The sequence below is a fragment of the Dactylosporangium sp. McL0621 genome (assembly GCF_049995355.1).
Classification (GTDB): Bacteria; Actinomycetota; Actinomycetes; order Mycobacteriales; family Micromonosporaceae; genus Dactylosporangium.
The window spans coordinates 6,146,085-6,160,824 of sequence record NZ_CP188259.1; the positions used below are offsets into that span (position 1 = coordinate 6,146,085).

Below are 14,740 nucleotides of genomic sequence, written 5' to 3' on the forward strand. Positions count from 1 at the left end.
TGCCGGAAAATCTTCGGTCAACGGTGGGGTGGTGCGGGAAAAGTGGGTTCGCCGATCGGGTTGCATCGGGTTCTGGCGCCGGCCGGGGTGCTGCCGCAGGCCGCGGAGCGCCTCGACGCGTCCCCGGCGGTCGGGGCCGACGAGGTGCGGGTGCGGGTCGAGCGGCTCAACCTCGACGCCGCCTCGTACCGGCAGCTGGCCGGGGCGCACGGCGGGGACGGGCCGGCGATCCGGGCCGCGGTCGCCGGGATCATCGCGGCGCGGGGCAAGATGCACAACCCGGTGACCGGGTCGGGCGGGATGCTCATCGGCGTCGTCGAGGAGGCCGGGCCGGACTCGCCGCTGGGACTGCGGCCGGGGGACCGGGTCGCGACGCTGGTGTCGCTGACCCTGACGCCGCTGCAGGTGTACGACGGGCTGGCCCGGTGGGACGGCCTCGGCGAGCAGGTGCCGTGCGACGGGCATGCGATCCTGTTCGCCCGGTCGGTGGCGGCGGTGCTGCCCGCCGACCTGGAGCCGGAGCTGGCCCTGGCGGTGCTGGACGTGTGCGGGGCGCCGGCGCTGGTGCGGCGGCACCTGGCCGACCGGGTCCTGGTGCTGGGCGCGGCGGGGAAGTCGGGGAGTCTCGCCCTGGCCGCCGCCCGCGGCCGGCACACCGTCGGGGTCGTGCGCGACGAACGGGAACGGGCCGCGCTCGAGGAGTCGGGCCTGGCCGGCGAGGTGGTGGTCGCGGACGCCCGCGACGCGGTGGGCCTGCCCGCGGCGGTCGGCGCGCCCGCGGACCTGACCGTGGTGTGTGTCGACGTGCCCGGCTGTGAGCACGCGGCGATCCTGGCGACCCGGCCCGGCGGTACCGTCATCTTCTTCTCCATGGCCACGTCGTTCCCGGCCGCGGCGCTGGGCGCGGAGGGGCTCGCGGCGGACGTGACGATGCTGATCGGCAACGGCTACGTGCCCGGCCACGCCGACTACGCGATCGGGCTGCTGCGGTCCGAGCCGACGCTGCGGCGGCTGTTCCGGGCGCGGTTGGCAGACTTGGCGGTATGAGAACCCTCTACCGCGGTGGCCGCGTCCATACCCCGGCCGACCCCTCCGCCACCGCGCTGCTCACCGACGGCGACCGGATCGTGTGGGTCGGCCCCGACGCGGACGCCCCGGCCGGCGCGGACCGGGTCGTGGACCTGGCCGGGTCCCTGGTGACGCCGGCGTTCGTCGACGCGCACGTGCACACCACCGCGACCGGTCTCACCCGGCAGGGCCTGGACCTGGCCGGGACCCGGTCCGCGGGCGAGGTCCTGGACGCGGTCGCGGCGCACGCGGCGGCGCTGCCGGGCGACGCGGTCGTGATCGGGCACGGCTGGGACGAGTCCGGGTGGGACGACCACACGACGCCGTCGGCCGCCGAACTGGACCGGGCCGGCGGGGGCCGGCGGGTGTACCTGTCCCGGGCGTGTGTGCACGCGGCGCTGGTGTCGCCGGCGCTGCTGTCGGCGGAGGCGAAGGCGGCGGCCGGGTACGACGACGGCGGGTGGCTGCGCCGCGACGCCCACCACGTGGTCCGGGAGGCGGCGTACGCGTCGATCAGCGCCGCGCAGACCCGCGCCGCGCAGGAGGCGGCTCTGCGGCATGCGGCGTCGCTGGGGATCGCGGCGGTGCACGAGTGCGGCGGGCCCGGCACGTCCGGGGAGGCGGACTTCACGACCGCCCTCGGGCACGGGCCCGGGTTCCCGCGGGTGTTCGGGCTGTGGGGCGAGGCCGGGGCGGCGGCGAAGGCGCGGGAGCTGGGGGCGCGGGGCGCGGCCGGGGACCTGTACGCCGACGGGGCCCTCGGCGCCCGCACGGCGCACCTCGGCGCCGCGTACCTCGACGACGGCGCCGGCGGGTGCGGGCACGGGTACCTGAGCGCGGAGCAGGTCGGGGCGCATCTGGCCGGCTGCGCGGAGCACGGGGTGCAGGGCGGTTTCCACGCCATCGGGGACGCCGCCATCGGTACCGTCCTGGCCGGGTTCGGGCTCGCCGCGGCGACGGTCGGGGTGGAGCGGCTGCGGGCCGGCCGGCACCGCATCGAACACGCGGAGCTCCTCGACAAGGCGGCGATCGCGAAGTTCGTCGAGTACGGGATCGTCGCGTCGGTGCAGCCGGCGTTCGACCGGCTGTGGGGCGGGGAGCACGGCATGTACGCGCAGCGGCTCGGCCCGCAGCGGGCGGTGGCCGCGAACCCGATCGGGTCGATGGCCGGCGTCGGGGTGCTGCTGGCGTTCGGGTCGGACAGCCCGGTGACGCCGCTGGACCCGTGGGGGTCGTGCCGGGCGGCGATGCGGCACCACAATCCGGTGCAGCGGATCGGGGCGAAGGCCGCGTTCGCCGCGCACACCCGGGGCGGCTGGCGGGCCGTCGGCGAGGACGACGAGGGGGTCCTGAACCCGGGCGGGACGGCGACGTTCACCGTGTGGGACACGGCGTTGCCGCTGACCGCCGTCCTCGGCGGTGAGCAGACGCCCGCGGCGCGCACGACGGTGCTCGCGGGTACCGACATCTGGAATCTCTGACCCTGAAGGAGGCCCCGGTGGCCGGGAAACTCGGCCTGGACCCGGCGACGGTCGCTCACGCGCGGCGGCTCGCCGCGGCGGCGGGCCGGCCCGTCGTCGATCTGGCCCGGACCCACACGACGGTCGCGGTGGAGCGGGCGACGCTGCGGCTGGCCGGGATCGGCGGCGCCGACCCGGACGGGATCCCGTGGGTGAACCGGCTCGTCGACGCGGTCGTCGCCGACGTCGGGCTCGGTCACGGGGTGCTGCTGCCGGTGTTCGACGCGCTGATCCGTGACGGGCACGGCGATCTGACGCTGCTGGCGCAGAAGGCGGCGGCCGGCAGTGTCCGGTTCGAGGTGCCGGCGTCGCGGCGGGCGCGGCGGCCGGCGACGGCGGCGGTGCGGCGGGGGGTCGCCCGGATCGACCGGCGGCGGCGGGAACGGGAACGGCTGGTGGCGCGGCTCGGGGACCCGCCGCGGCGGCCGTGGATCTACCTGATCGTCGCGACCGGCGACATCTACGAGGACATTCCGCAGGCGCAGGCGGCGGCGCGGGCCGGCGCCGACGTCATCGCCGTGATCCGTTCCACCGGGCAGTCGCTGCTGGACTACGTGCCGGAGGGCGCGACCCGGGAGGGGTTCGCGGGCACGTATGCGACGCAGGAGAACTTCCGGCTGATGCGGGCGGCGCTGGACGAGACGTCGAAGGAGGTCGGCCGGTACGTGCGGCTGACGAACTACGCGTCGGGGCTGTGCATGCCGGAGATCGCGGCCCTGGCCGGGCTGGAGCGGCTGGACATGATGCTGAACGACTCGATGTACGGGATTCTGTTCCGGGACATCAACCCGATCCGCACGTTCGTCGACCAGCGGTTCTCGCGGCAGATCCACGCCCGGGCCGGGATCATCATCAACACCGGTGAGGACAACTACCTGACGACCGCGGACGCGGTCGAGGCGGCGCACACGGTGACGGTGTCGCAGCTGCTGAACGAGTACTTCGCGGCGGAGGCGGGGCTGCAGACGTGGCAGCTCGGCCTCGGCCACGCGTTCGAGATCAACCCGGAGCTGCCGGAGTCGTTCCGGCTGGAGCTCGCGCATGCGCTGCTGGCCCGGGAGCTGTTCCCGGGGGCGCCGCTGAAGTGGATGCCGCCGACCCGGCACATGACCGGTGACGTGTTCCGCGGGAACCTCCTCGACGGGTTCTTCAACCTCGCCGGGGTCCTGACCGGGCAGGGGATCCTGCTGGTGGGGATGATGACGGAGGCGGTCGTGACGCCGTGGCTGTCGGACCGGGACATCGCGCTGCAGAACGTCGACTACGTGCTGCGGGCCGCGGGGAACCTCCACGAGGACTTCGTGCCGGGCCCGTTCATTCGAGGACGGGCGGCGGTGGTACTCGCTGAGGCGGTCGAGCTGCTGGAGCGGATCGGTGAGCAGGGGCTCCTCGCCGCGATCGGCGAGGGCACGTTCGGGATCATGCGGCGCCCCGCCGACCGGGGCAAGGGCCTCGACGGGGTCGCGGCCCGGGCGGCGGACTACTGGAACCCGGCCGAGGAGCTGCTGTGCACGAGGTGATCCGGCCGTACGGGGACACGACCGGCGACGGGATGGTGCAGCTGTCGTTCACGCTGCCGCTGCCGGCCGGGAAACGGGGCGAGGGGGCGGCGCTGCAGCTGGCCGGGAAGATGGGCGTCGACCCGGCGATGGTCGTGCACGCCCGGCCGATCGGGGAGCAGCACACGTTCTTCGTCGTGTACGGGCGGGTCGGTCATCTCGTCGAACCCGACCGGGTCGTCGTTGCCGAGCGTGACTATCCGCTGCTGTCGCCGAAGGATGTCAACGCCGCGGTCCGGGGGCGGCTGCGGCGCAAGCTCGTCGTCGTCGGGGCGTGTATCGGCACCGACGCGCACACTGTCGGGATCGACGCGATCCTCAACGTGAAGGGCATCGCCGGGGAGAAGGGCCTGGAGTACTACCGGGAGCTGCGGGTCGTGAACCTGGGTGCGCAGGTGTCGGTCGCGGACCTGGTCGAGGCGGCCGGGCAGGAGAAGGCCGACGCGGTCCTCGTCTCCCAGGTCGTCACCCAGCGTGATGCGCATCTGCAGAATGTGCGGGCGATGTCGGCGGCGTTCCGGGAGGCGTTCCCGGCCGCGCGGCGGCCGCTGCTGGTGGCCGGCGGGCCCCGGTTCGACGAGCTGATGGCGGCCGAGCTCGGCGTCGACCGGATCTTCGGCCGCGGTACGACGCCCCGGGAGGTCGCCTCCTACCTCGCGCACACCATCACCGTTCGGAGCCGCTGACATGAGCAGTCTGGTCGGGGTGCAGGTCACCCACCGCCGGTATGTGCCGTACGGGCATGCGCACTACGGCGGGAACCTCGTCGACGGCGCCTACAGCCTCGCCCTGTTCGGGGACGCCGCGACCGAGCTGTGCATCCGCACCGACGGCGACGAGGGCCTGTTCGCCGGGTACAGCGGTGTCACGTTCCACGCCCCGGTCCACGCCGGTGACGTCGTGGAGGTGACCGCGGTCGTGACCCGGCAGGGGAACCGGTCCCGGACCGTCGACTTCACCTGCCGGGTGACGTGCCGGGCCGACCCGGGCCGGGGCCCGTCGGCGGCCGCGGTCCTGGACCCGCCGGTCCTTGCGGTGTCGGCGACCGGGACCGTCGTCGTCCCGTGATCGCCGCGTGCGTCGACGTCGGCTCGACGGACACGAAACTCGCCGTCGTCGACACGTCCAGCGGGGCGCTGCTGCACACCGCGTCGCATCCGACGACCCTCGGCGGTGACGTCCTGGACGGGGTCGACGCGCTGCTGCGGGCGGCCGGGCCGGTCGGGCACGTGTACTGCTGCTCGTCGGCCGGGGGTGGGCTGCGCCTCGGCGTGGTCGGGTTCGAGGCGCTGGTGTCCGCCGACGCCGCGTACCGGGTCGCGTTGAGCGCCGGGGCGCGGGTCGTGCACACCACGACCGGTCCGCTGACGGGGGACGGGGTGCGGGCGCTGCGGGCGGCCCGGCCCGACGTGCTGCTGCTGTGCGGCGGTACCGACGGCGGCGAAACGGACACGATCACCGGCAACGCGCGGCGTCTCGCCGCGGCCCGGTGGCGGGTGCCGGTCGTCGTGGCCGGGAACCGCGACACCACCGACGGCATCGTGGCCCTGCTGGCCGGGCGGGGGCTGCCGGTCGTCGCGGCCGGGAATGTGCTGCCCCGCATCGGGGTCACCGACCCCGGCCCGGCCCGGGCCGCGATCCGGGACCTGTTCATCCGGCACGTCATCGGCGGGAAACGGCTGTCGCGGGGCCCCCGGTTCGCGGGGCTGGTGTCGGCCGCGACCCCGGACGCGGTCCTGACCGGTGTCGGGGTCCTCGCCCGGGCCGCCGGCGGGGACCTGCTCGTCGTGGACGTGGGCGGGGCGACGACCGACGTGTACTCGGCCCTGCAGCCCGGTGAGACGGCTCCTGACGCGGTGGCGGGGGTGCTGGGTGAGCAGCGGACCGTGGAGGGGGATCTGGGCGTGCGGTGGAACGTGGACGGGATCGTGGCGGCCGCCGCCCGGGAACGGCTCACCGTCGGCCCGGGCCCGCTCGGCCTGGCCGCCGCCGCGGTCACGGTCGCGGTGCGCCGCCACACCAGGGCGGGACGGGACCTGCGACACGTTGCGGCGGTCGTGGCGTCCGGCGGTGTCTTCCGGCATGCTGAACCGGCCGCCGCGCACGCGGCGCTCGTACCGACCCTGCACGACCACGCCGGTGGCTGGGCCCTGCCTCGGGCACCCCGCACCGCCGTGGACAGCGCCTACATCCTCGCCTCCGCGGGCCTGCTGGCAACGCCGTTCCCGGCGGCTGCCGCCGCCCTCTGCGCCGGCCTCATATCGTGATGTCCCGGTCACGGGCCGTGAGCGTGCGGGTGAACCGGCGCCGACACGCCAACGCGACACGCCGCCCAGGTGAAATCCATCCGCCGGGGCGGTTGACAGGCACCCCGCGCAGCCGCGTACCGTCTTTGCGTCCTACCTCGGGAAGGATGACCGCGGTTCGCTACTCTCCAACGCCCGCCATGCCGGACGTCCTCGTCAACCGACGGGACGACCCCGAGTGCGGCGGGCGGGGGTCGGCGGGGGCTGCGAACGGGCATCCACCGGTGTAAGGGCAGGGGGGATCACGCGACCAGTAGACAACGGCACGCGCACGGGCAGCCAGCTCCGTGCCGAGCCGGAACGAAGGCCGCGCACGACGTCACTGCCGCACCGGCCGGACACAGGGCCTGGGAGCGCGGGGCGCGACTCCGGTCGCGCCCCCATTTCAGCTTCCAGCCCCGGCCCCGGCCGTTCGCACACACCGCGCTGCGGTTGCGGCCACCGGCAGCTGCGGAACTTCCACATGCCGCCGGCCGCGGGACGTTCACCCACCGGCGCTTCCGCTCACCGCCCGTCCGGCACTGGCGCGAACGTGTTCGTCACGAACGAGGCTGGCAGCGGGGGCGCGGTGCGGCGGCGGCCGCCCGGCGGGGCGGGGCCGCCGGGGCTCGTGGGGTACACGGGCGAAAAATCGGACATCGGCGGACTGCACGGCTGTGCGGTGATGTGTGCAGGACATCACCGGACGGTCACCGCGCGCGCCCGGAATGAGGGGTCTCCCGGGCCTCCCACCCCGCGATTCCACGTTCGAGCGACTTACCCCGCATAATGGGCGCCGCAAGGGCACGGTCGGAACGACTCGGGGATGGCGCAGGTGACGTTGGTCGAACCAGACTCTGCCGCCGCACCCTCGGCGCCGCCCGCCCCGCCGGCCGGGACCGGGCCCGCGCTGCCGGCGTGGGCCGCGCTGCTCGCCGCCGCGGCCGCCGGTGGGGCCATGCTCGTCGCGTTCCCGCCGTACGGGCTGTGGTGGGCCGCGCCCGCCGCCGTCGCGCTGCTCGCCGTCGCCGTGCACGGGCGGCGGATGCGCAGCGGGTTCTGGCTCGGCACCGTCACCGGCGCGCTGTTCTTCACGCCGCTGCTGGCCTGGACCAACCTGCACACCGGCCTCGTGCCGTGGCTGCTGCTGTCGGTCCTGGAGACGCTGTACATCGGGCTCGTCGGCGCCGCCGGGGCCTGGATCAGCCCGCTGCTGCACGGCCGGCACCGCTGGAACCGCGGCGGCTGGGCGTGGCCCGTCGCCGTCGGCGCGCTGTGGGTCGCCCAGGAGGCGCTGCGGGACCGGACCCCGTTCGGCGGGTTCCCGTGGGGGCGGCTCGCGTTCAGCCAGGACACGTCGCCGCTGCTGCGGCTGGCCGCCGCCGGTGGGGCGCCGCTCGTCGGGTTCGCCGTCGCGCTCATCGGCGGCCTCGCCGGCTACGCCGTGCTGCGCGGCATCGGCGCCGGGACCGACGCGCGGCGGGCCGTGGCGCCCCTCGCGGCCGTCGTCGCCGGGTGCGCCGTGGCCGCGGCCGCCCAGGCGGTACCCCTGGCCCAGCCCGGCGGCCGCAGCGTCTACGTCGCCGTCGTGCAGGGCAACGTGCCCCGGCTCGGGCTGGACTTCAACGCCCAGCGGCGGGCGGTCCTCGACAACCACGTGCGGGCCACGATCGAGCTCGGCGACCAGGTGCGGGCCGGGGCGCGGCGGCCCGACCTCGTCGTGTGGCCCGAGAACGCCAGCGACATCGACCCGCTGCGCCAGACCGACGCCGGGCTGCTCATCGACCAGGCCGCGAACGCCGTCGGCGCGCCGATCCTCGTCGGGGCCGTGCTGTACAGCCCCGAGACCGGGGTCGAGAACGCCGGGCTGGTGTTCAACCCCGGCCGGGACCTCGGCGACCCGGTGCAGAAGTACGTGAAACGGCACCCGGTGCCGTTCGCGGAGACCATGCCGCTGCGCGGCATCGCCCGGATGGTGTCGAAAGAGGTCGACCGGGTCACCGACATGACCGCCGGGACCAGCCCCGGCGTGCTGCAGGTCGGGCCGGCCACCGTCGGTGACGTCATCTGCTTCGAGGTCGCCTACGACGGGCTCGTCCGTGACACCGTCACCGGCGGCGGGCAGCTGCTGACGGTCCAGACGAACAACGCCACGTTCGACGAGGCCGAGGCCCGCCAGCAGCTGGCCATGGTGCGGCTGCGGGCCGTCGAACACGGCCGGGACGCGCTCATGGCCTCCACCGTCGGGATCTCCGCGTTCGCGTCGCACACCGGCGCGACCAGCGGCGAGACCGGGTTCAATACGCCGGCGGTCATCCTCGCCGAGCTGCACCTCGGCACAGAACGTACGCTTGCGACAAGGCTGGGAGCGATCCCCGAATACGTGATCGCCGCCCTCGCCGTCGCACTGCTCGCCGCCGCCCGGTTCGGGCGGCGCCGCACCACCACCGATATCAGCCACGACGCCGACCCAGGCATCAAGGAGGACCTGTGAGCACACCCGACCGAGGCGTGAACCAATACCCCGGAGTCGGCAGGGTCCTCGTCATCATCCCCACGTACAACGAGGCCGACAACATCAGGATCATCGTCGAGCGGGTCCGTAAGGCCACCCCCGCCGTCGACATCCTGATCGCCGATGACAACAGCCCCGACGGCACCGGCGCCATCGCCGACGAGCTCGCCGCCGACGACCCGGCCGTGCAGGTCATGCACCGGGCCGGCAAGCAGGGCCTCGGCGCCGCGTACATCGCCGGGTTCCACTGGGGCACCGAACGCGGCTACGACGCCGTGGTGGAGATGGACGCCGACGGGTCCCACGCGCCCGAGGAGCTGCCGAAGCTGCTCGACGCGCTCGCCGACAACGACGTGGTCCTCGGCTCCCGGTACGTCAAGGGCGGCCGGACCGTCAACTGGCCGTTCCACCGGCAGGCGATCTCGCGGACCGGCAACGTGTACGTGCGCCTCGCGCTCGGCATGCCGCTGCGCGACGCGACCGGCGGCTACCGGGCGTACCGCACCCCGGTCCTCGGCAAGATCGACCTGGAGACGATCGCGTCCCACGGGTACTGCTTCCAGGTCGACCTCGCGTGGCGTTCCCACAAGGACGGGTTCCGGGTCGCCGAGGTGCCGATCACGTTCACCGAACGCGAACGGGGCCAGTCGAAGATGAGCTCCTCGATCGTTCGTGAGGCACTGTGGAAGGTGACGGTGTGGGGCACCGCCGCCCGCTGGAACGCCCTGAAGCGGGTCGTCGCCGGGAACGGGCCGGCCAAGGGCGGCCAGGGGCGCTGAGGAGAGGACGGGGCAGATGCGAGGGCTCGGCTGGGCGGCAATCGGCGCGTTCCTGCTGGTGATCGCCGAGATCACCGTGTTCGTGCTGGTCGCTCAGGCGATCGGCTGGGGCTGGGCCGTGGTCATCGGCCTGGCCACCATGGCCCTCGGGTTCATGCTGGTCAAACGCGAGGGCGTCCGGGCGTGGCGGCGGTTCCGGGGCGCCCTCGGCGAGGGCCGGCCCGCCGGCGGTGAGGTCTCCGACGGCCTCACCGGCCTCATCGGCGCCCTGCTGCTCATCGTGCCCGGCTTCCTCACCGACGCCGCCGGGCTGCTGCTGCTCGCCCCGCCGGTCCGCGCGTTCGCGGGCCGGCAGGTCCGCCGCGTCGCCGAACGGCGGATCTCCCCGGCCGCCGCCGGTGACCTGTTCGGGCCGCGGGTCGTGCGCGCCGAACGCGGCCCCGTCACCCCGCCGCCCACGCCGGCGTCCGGTGACGTCGTCGAGGGTGAGGTCGTCGAGGGCGAGGTCATCGACCCGCGGTGAAGGCGACCCCGGTCACCGTCGCGGCCCTCGCCGCCGACGCCGCCGAACGGGCCCGCGCCGCCGCCGGAGCCCACCCGGCCCGGGTCGCCGTCGACGGGGCCCCCACCGCAGGGGTCCACGACCTGGCCGAAGCGCTGGCGGCGATACTGCACGAAGCCGGCGTGTTCGCCCTGCACGTGCCCGCCGGCGGGTTCCTGCGGGCGGCGTCCCTGCGCCTCGAACGGGGCCGGACCAACCCCGACGCCTACTACGAGGACTGGCTCGACCTGCGCGCCCTCACCCGCGAGGTCCTCGGCCCCGCCGGGCCCGGCGGGACCGGCCGGGTCCTGCCGTCACTGTGGGACCCCGGCACCGACCGGGCCACCCGCGCCCGCTACACGCAGGTGCCCCCGCACGGCGTCGTGATCGTCTCCGGCGTGTTCCTGCTGGGCGCCGGCCTGGATTTCGATGTGTCGGTACATCTGCTGCAGAGCGACGCCGCCCTCGCCCGGCGGCTGCCGGCGGACCTCGCCTGGACCCTGCCCGCCTACGGGCGCTACCGCGACGAGGTCATGCCCGAGTACCAGGCCGATCTGGTCGCCCGCGCCGACGACCCGCACCATCCGGCCCTCGTGACCGCGTTCTGACCTGCGGGTTCGGCTGTGCGCGGACGGGCCTGGCGGCGCCGTGATCAGCGGCTACCGTCGGAGGCGTGAAGACGTTCTGGGTCGATCGTGACCACGACCGGTACGAGAGCCTCGTCCGCTCCGCCCCGACCGCCTTCGCCCACAGCCTCGGCGACATCGCCCCCGTCGCGTTCGCCTGCACCGCCTGGACGTTCGCCACCCCGCCGCTGCTCGACCCCGGCTACGTGCGCTGGCACCGGCGGGTCCTGTCCGCGACCTGCGGCCGCAACCCGTTCGACGGCGGCCTCACCGCCCGCGTCGAGCTCGTCTCCCCGCTGCCGGCCGAGCTCACCACGACCCGCGCCTGGTGGCGCGACCGCGGCTGGCGGGGCTGGCCCGAACTGTTCGGCCAGTTCGTCCAGCCCGGCGACCGGGACCTCAGCCGGTACCCGCACCTGCGCACCACCCTGCTCATCGAGGCGCCGCTGCCCCTCGACGGCCTGCCGGAGGCGCCGGAGCCCGACGCCCGCCCCGACGACGTCGTGGCCACCGCCGCGCGGGCCGTCACCGTCCTCGTGCGGGACCTCACCGACCTCGTCGGCCCCGTCGTGCAGCAGCTGGACACCGACCGCGCCATCACCTGATTGCGGGCGCGGAATCCCTCTTGCCCTTCCGCGGGCGAATTGGGAAGGTTCCTCCCGTGGAGGTACGCCCACTCACCCGCGACGAATGGCAGCTGAAACGCGACCTGCGGCTGCGCGCCCTGCAGGACAGCCCGCACGCGTTCGCCAGCACGTACGCGCGCGAGGCCAGACGCAGCGAGGCCGACTGGCGGACCTGGCCCGCGGGTGGCGCGTTCTTCGCCGCGTTCGCCGGGCCGGCCCTCCCGCTGGGGATCGCCGGGGCGTGGGTCGCGGCCGCGGACCCGGCCACGACGCATCTGATCAGCATGTGGGTGGAGCCCGCCGCCCGGGGCCGGGGGATCGCCACCCACCTCGCCGACGCCGTCACCGGCTGGGCCCGCGACCGGGGGCATGACACCGTCGAGCTCGAGCTCGCCTGCGGGAACACGGCCGCGTTGAACGCCTATCTGCGGTGCGGCTTCACTCCGACGGACCGGGAGCCGTTCACCGTCGGCGGTACCGTGCTCGTCCGCGCCGTGAAGCCCTGAGCGCTGTTTTTCTGTACCGCTTTTCTGTACCGCGCGCCCACCCGCACACGACCACGTCCGCACCTGGATCGCCGGCCGCTACGACAGCCGGAAGACGTGTGAGTTCTTCGCCTGGGTCGGCGAGCACCGCGGCCGCTTCGACGACGGCCGGTGCGTCCCGGCGTTCAACCGCGGCCACCACTCCTGGCTGCTGATCGCCCGCGACTACGGTCGCCGTCACCGCTAGGAAGCGCCTTCGCACCGTACGGGCGGCCTCCCAACCAGGGAGGCCGCCCGGGCGGCTGTGTATGCGCTTTTTTCGTTCCCGTTCAACCTCAGCGGCTCGCCGCTCGGGACCCCTGGCTCCGGCCGGCGCTCCCGGCTCCCGCATCCGACCTCCGCGGCCCAGCGTTCCCTCCCGCCTACCCCGCGGTTCGCTCCCGCCCGGCCCCGCGGTTCTCCCGCCCGCCCCGCGGTTCGCTCCCGCCCGGCGCCGCGGTTCGCTCCCGCCCGGCGCCGCGGTTCTCCCGCCCGCCCCGCGGTCTACCTCCGTGGCCTGACGTTCTCCCGCCGCCGCCCCCCGGCCAGCAACGCCACACCCACCACGGCCGCCACCACCTGCGTCCCACCAAGCCCCACGAGAAGCACCCACAGCGGCCACCCACCCACCCCGGCGAACACCGCCGCCCCGATCGCCGCCGCCGACAGCTTCACCCCGGCCCCGAGCGTGAACACCTGCGTCCGAGCCCGAGCCGGCGCCTCGCTGGCCCGCACCTGCAACAGGGAAGTGAACAACGGCCCGTCGAACAACCCCGCCACCGCAAACAACCCGACGACCCCGGCCCAGCTCGACACCAGCGGCACCGAGGCCAGGACAACCCCGGTCACCACAAGACAGCCGACCACCACCCGGTGCGGCGCGATCGCCACCGGCCGGCGCGCCATGAGCAACGACCCCGCGAGCGCCCCGAGCCCGATCGCGGTCACCAGCAGCCCACCCCCGGCCGGATGCCCATGCGCCACCCCGAGCAGCACCGCGATCGACGGCATCATGCCGTGCCCGAACGCCCCGACACAGGACGCCGCCGTAACGGCCAGCAGCGGCCGCGAAACGACAATCGCCCGAAACCCGGCCCGCAGATCCTCCACGAACGACACCCGCGGGTCCGACCCTGCCTCGCCGCCGGCCGCACTTCCCACCCCAACGCCGCCCGCCGTACTGCCCATCCCGACGCCGGCCGCCCCAACGCCGCCCGCCGCGCCGCCGCTCCCCGTTCCGCCCGGCACACCGCCGACGCCGACGGTGCTCGCCCCTTCGCCGCCCGCTGCCCCGCTCGTCTCCGTACCGCCCGGCACACCGCCGACGCCGACGGTGCTCGCCCCGTCGCCGCCCGCTGCCCCGCTCGTCTCCGTACCGCCCGGCACACGCTCCACCCCGAGGCCGGCCGCCACACTGTCCACCCCGACACTGCCCGCTCTTGCGCCGTCCGTCCCCGCTCCGCCCGCCCTTGCACCCTCCGCTCCGCCGCCGGTCCCCGCTCCGCCCGCCCTCGCAACCTCCGCTCCGCCGCCCGTCCCCGCTCCATCCACCCCCGCTCCGTCCGTGCCCAAGTTCCCCGCCCTCACCCTGCCCGCCGCGGACGTCGCCCCCGCCCCGGCGCCGGGGGAGCCGGTGATGCGCACCGGGCCAGCGCCGGAGTCCACCGCCGCCAGGGGTCGCACCGTCAGCAGGAGCACAGCCGCGGACAGACACGCCGCCGCGATCACGGCCGCCGCGGCCGCCACCCCGACCGACACCGCCAGCGCCGCCCCCGCCGCCGGCCCGAAAATGTCCGCGACGTTGTACGTCGCCGCATCCAGCCCGCGAAACCGCGCCCGATCCGGCTCCGCGACGACATCATCGAGGCGGCTCGAGAGCCCACCGAAGACCATCGAGCCGCAGCAGCCGGCAACGACCGCCAGCACCAGCACAATCGGCTGCGGTACGTGACCAAGCAGCGACAGAATGCCACCCATTGCGATGCCGAACCCGGCGACGAACCCCGAATGCACGAGCCGTGGACGCCGCGCACGGTCGGTGACCAGACCCACCAGCGGGCCCGCGACCAGGTGCGGCACGAGCAGCACCGCGAGTACCAGCGAACCCTGCGCCGGACCGCCCAGCTGCCGCACCGCCGCCAGCACGATCACCACGCCGGCGCCGGCATCCGCAGTGCGGGCCAGCGCCGCGGCGGCAAGCAGCCGGACCGCACTCACGAGATATCACCCGATCGGGTGGCCACCATGCTGCGGAACGTGACGATCACGGGCAGGATTTGGTGATGCATGTTGCAGTGACCAACCGTGACGGCGGCATCGTCCTCGTGAGCATCCACGGTGCCATTGACATCAACACCGCCGTCGCCCTCCGCGACACGATGCATCAACTCCTCGAAAGCGGAAACACACGCGTCGTGGTCGACCTCGCCGGCGTCGACTTCTGTGACTCGATAGGCCTCGGCACCTTCGCGTACACCCGCAATCACTGCCACGCCGCCGGCGGCTTCCTGCGCCTCGCCGCCCCGACACCGTTCGTGGCCCGCTTATTACGCACTGTTGGTCTGACCGGCCCAATCCCCGTGCATGACACCGTCGCTGAAGCCCTCAACGTCGCCCCTGCTGTCTGACCCCCGGTGAGGGCGAGCGCCACCAACCGCGCCTCACGAGCTGGGCCGCACGCGCCGGCCGCTCCGACTG

Annotated in this window: 15 protein-coding genes; 13 read left to right on the plus strand and 2 right to left on the minus strand. The window is 74.6% G+C overall.

Going from position 1 to position 14,740, the window contains the following annotated elements; genetic code table 11:
* Positions 1-54: 54 nt before the first annotated feature.
* Genes ACPPVO_RS29115 through ACPPVO_RS29140 form a run of 6 tightly spaced genes read left to right on the plus strand, consistent with a single transcriptional unit; the run spans position 55 to position 6,414 of the window.
* A complete protein-coding gene (locus ACPPVO_RS29115; protein WP_426514712.1) occupies positions 55-1,047 on the plus strand; it encodes a hypothetical protein in 993 nt (330 codons plus the stop codon).
* Positions 1,044-2,549, plus strand: coding sequence for an amidohydrolase (locus tag ACPPVO_RS29120; protein WP_426514326.1), 1,506 nt, complete (start codon positions 1,044-1,046; stop codon positions 2,547-2,549). The genes ACPPVO_RS29115 and ACPPVO_RS29120 overlap by 4 nt, the downstream gene beginning before the upstream one ends.
* Positions 2,550-2,566: 17 nt before the next feature.
* Positions 2,567-4,108, plus strand: a complete 1,542-nt coding sequence (locus tag ACPPVO_RS29125; protein WP_426514327.1) for a lysine 5,6-aminomutase subunit alpha TIM-barrel domain-containing protein — start codon at positions 2,567-2,569, stop codon at positions 4,106-4,108.
* A gap of 32 nt (positions 4,109-4,140) precedes the next feature.
* Complete coding sequence (locus ACPPVO_RS29130) at positions 4,141-4,833, plus strand: OAM dimerization domain-containing protein (RefSeq protein WP_426514713.1); 693 nt, start codon at positions 4,141-4,143, stop codon at positions 4,831-4,833.
* Between the two features lies 1 nt (position 4,834).
* Entirely contained in the window at positions 4,835-5,215 is a 381-nt protein-coding gene (locus ACPPVO_RS29135) for a hotdog domain-containing protein (protein ID WP_360371252.1), read from the plus strand.
* Positions 5,212-6,414, plus strand: coding sequence for a glutamate mutase L (locus tag ACPPVO_RS29140; RefSeq protein ID WP_426514328.1), 1,203 nt, complete (start codon positions 5,212-5,214; stop codon positions 6,412-6,414). Before ACPPVO_RS29135 ends, ACPPVO_RS29140 begins: the two co-directional genes overlap by 4 nt.
* A 543-nt stretch (positions 6,415-6,957) precedes the next feature.
* On the opposite strand, the gene ACPPVO_RS29145 is transcribed toward ACPPVO_RS29140, so the two are convergent.
* A complete protein-coding gene (locus ACPPVO_RS29145) occupies positions 6,958-7,092 on the minus strand; it encodes a hypothetical protein (RefSeq protein WP_426514329.1) in 135 nt (44 codons plus the stop codon).
* Positions 7,093-7,342: 250 nt separating this feature from the next.
* On the opposite strand from ACPPVO_RS29145, the gene lnt reads away from it, so the two are divergent.
* The 6 genes from lnt (at position 7,343) to ACPPVO_RS29175 (ending at position 12,025) form a co-directional block, all read left to right on the plus strand.
* The gene (gene lnt / locus ACPPVO_RS29150) at positions 7,343-8,926 is read left to right on the plus strand and encodes an apolipoprotein N-acyltransferase (RefSeq protein WP_426514714.1); all 1,584 of its coding nucleotides are present in this window, start codon (positions 7,343-7,345) and stop codon (positions 8,924-8,926) included.
* On the plus strand, positions 8,923-9,726 hold the full coding sequence (locus ACPPVO_RS29155) for a polyprenol monophosphomannose synthase (RefSeq protein ID WP_426514330.1): 804 nt from the start codon (positions 8,923-8,925) through the stop codon (positions 9,724-9,726). The genes lnt and ACPPVO_RS29155 overlap by 4 nt, the downstream gene beginning before the upstream one ends.
* 16 nt (positions 9,727-9,742) lie before the next feature.
* Positions 9,743-10,249 (plus strand): FxsA family protein, encoded by a 507-nt coding sequence (locus tag ACPPVO_RS29160; RefSeq protein WP_360371263.1) that lies wholly within the window; start codon positions 9,743-9,745, stop codon positions 10,247-10,249.
* Complete coding sequence (locus tag ACPPVO_RS29165; protein ID WP_426514331.1) at positions 10,246-10,875, plus strand: uridine kinase; 630 nt, start codon at positions 10,246-10,248, stop codon at positions 10,873-10,875. Before ACPPVO_RS29160 ends, ACPPVO_RS29165 begins: the two co-directional genes overlap by 4 nt.
* 65 nt (positions 10,876-10,940) lie before the next feature.
* Entirely contained in the window at positions 10,941-11,498 is a 558-nt protein-coding gene (locus tag ACPPVO_RS29170; RefSeq protein ID WP_360371269.1) for a hypothetical protein, read from the plus strand.
* A 56-nt stretch (positions 11,499-11,554) separates the two neighbouring features.
* Positions 11,555-12,025 (plus strand): GNAT family N-acetyltransferase, encoded by a 471-nt coding sequence (locus tag ACPPVO_RS29175; RefSeq protein WP_426514332.1) that lies wholly within the window; start codon positions 11,555-11,557, stop codon positions 12,023-12,025.
* Between the two features lie 522 nt (positions 12,026-12,547).
* On the opposite strand, the gene ACPPVO_RS29180 is transcribed toward ACPPVO_RS29175, so the two are convergent.
* Positions 12,548-14,260 (minus strand): MFS transporter, encoded by a 1,713-nt coding sequence (locus tag ACPPVO_RS29180; RefSeq protein WP_426514333.1) that lies wholly within the window; start codon positions 14,258-14,260, stop codon positions 12,548-12,550.
* A gap of 65 nt (positions 14,261-14,325) precedes the next feature.
* Here ACPPVO_RS29180 and ACPPVO_RS29185 point away from each other — a divergent pair, with 65 nt between their 5' ends.
* Positions 14,326-14,670, plus strand: coding sequence for an STAS domain-containing protein (locus ACPPVO_RS29185; protein ID WP_426514334.1), 345 nt, complete (start codon positions 14,326-14,328; stop codon positions 14,668-14,670).
* Positions 14,671-14,740: the final 70 nt, after the last annotated feature.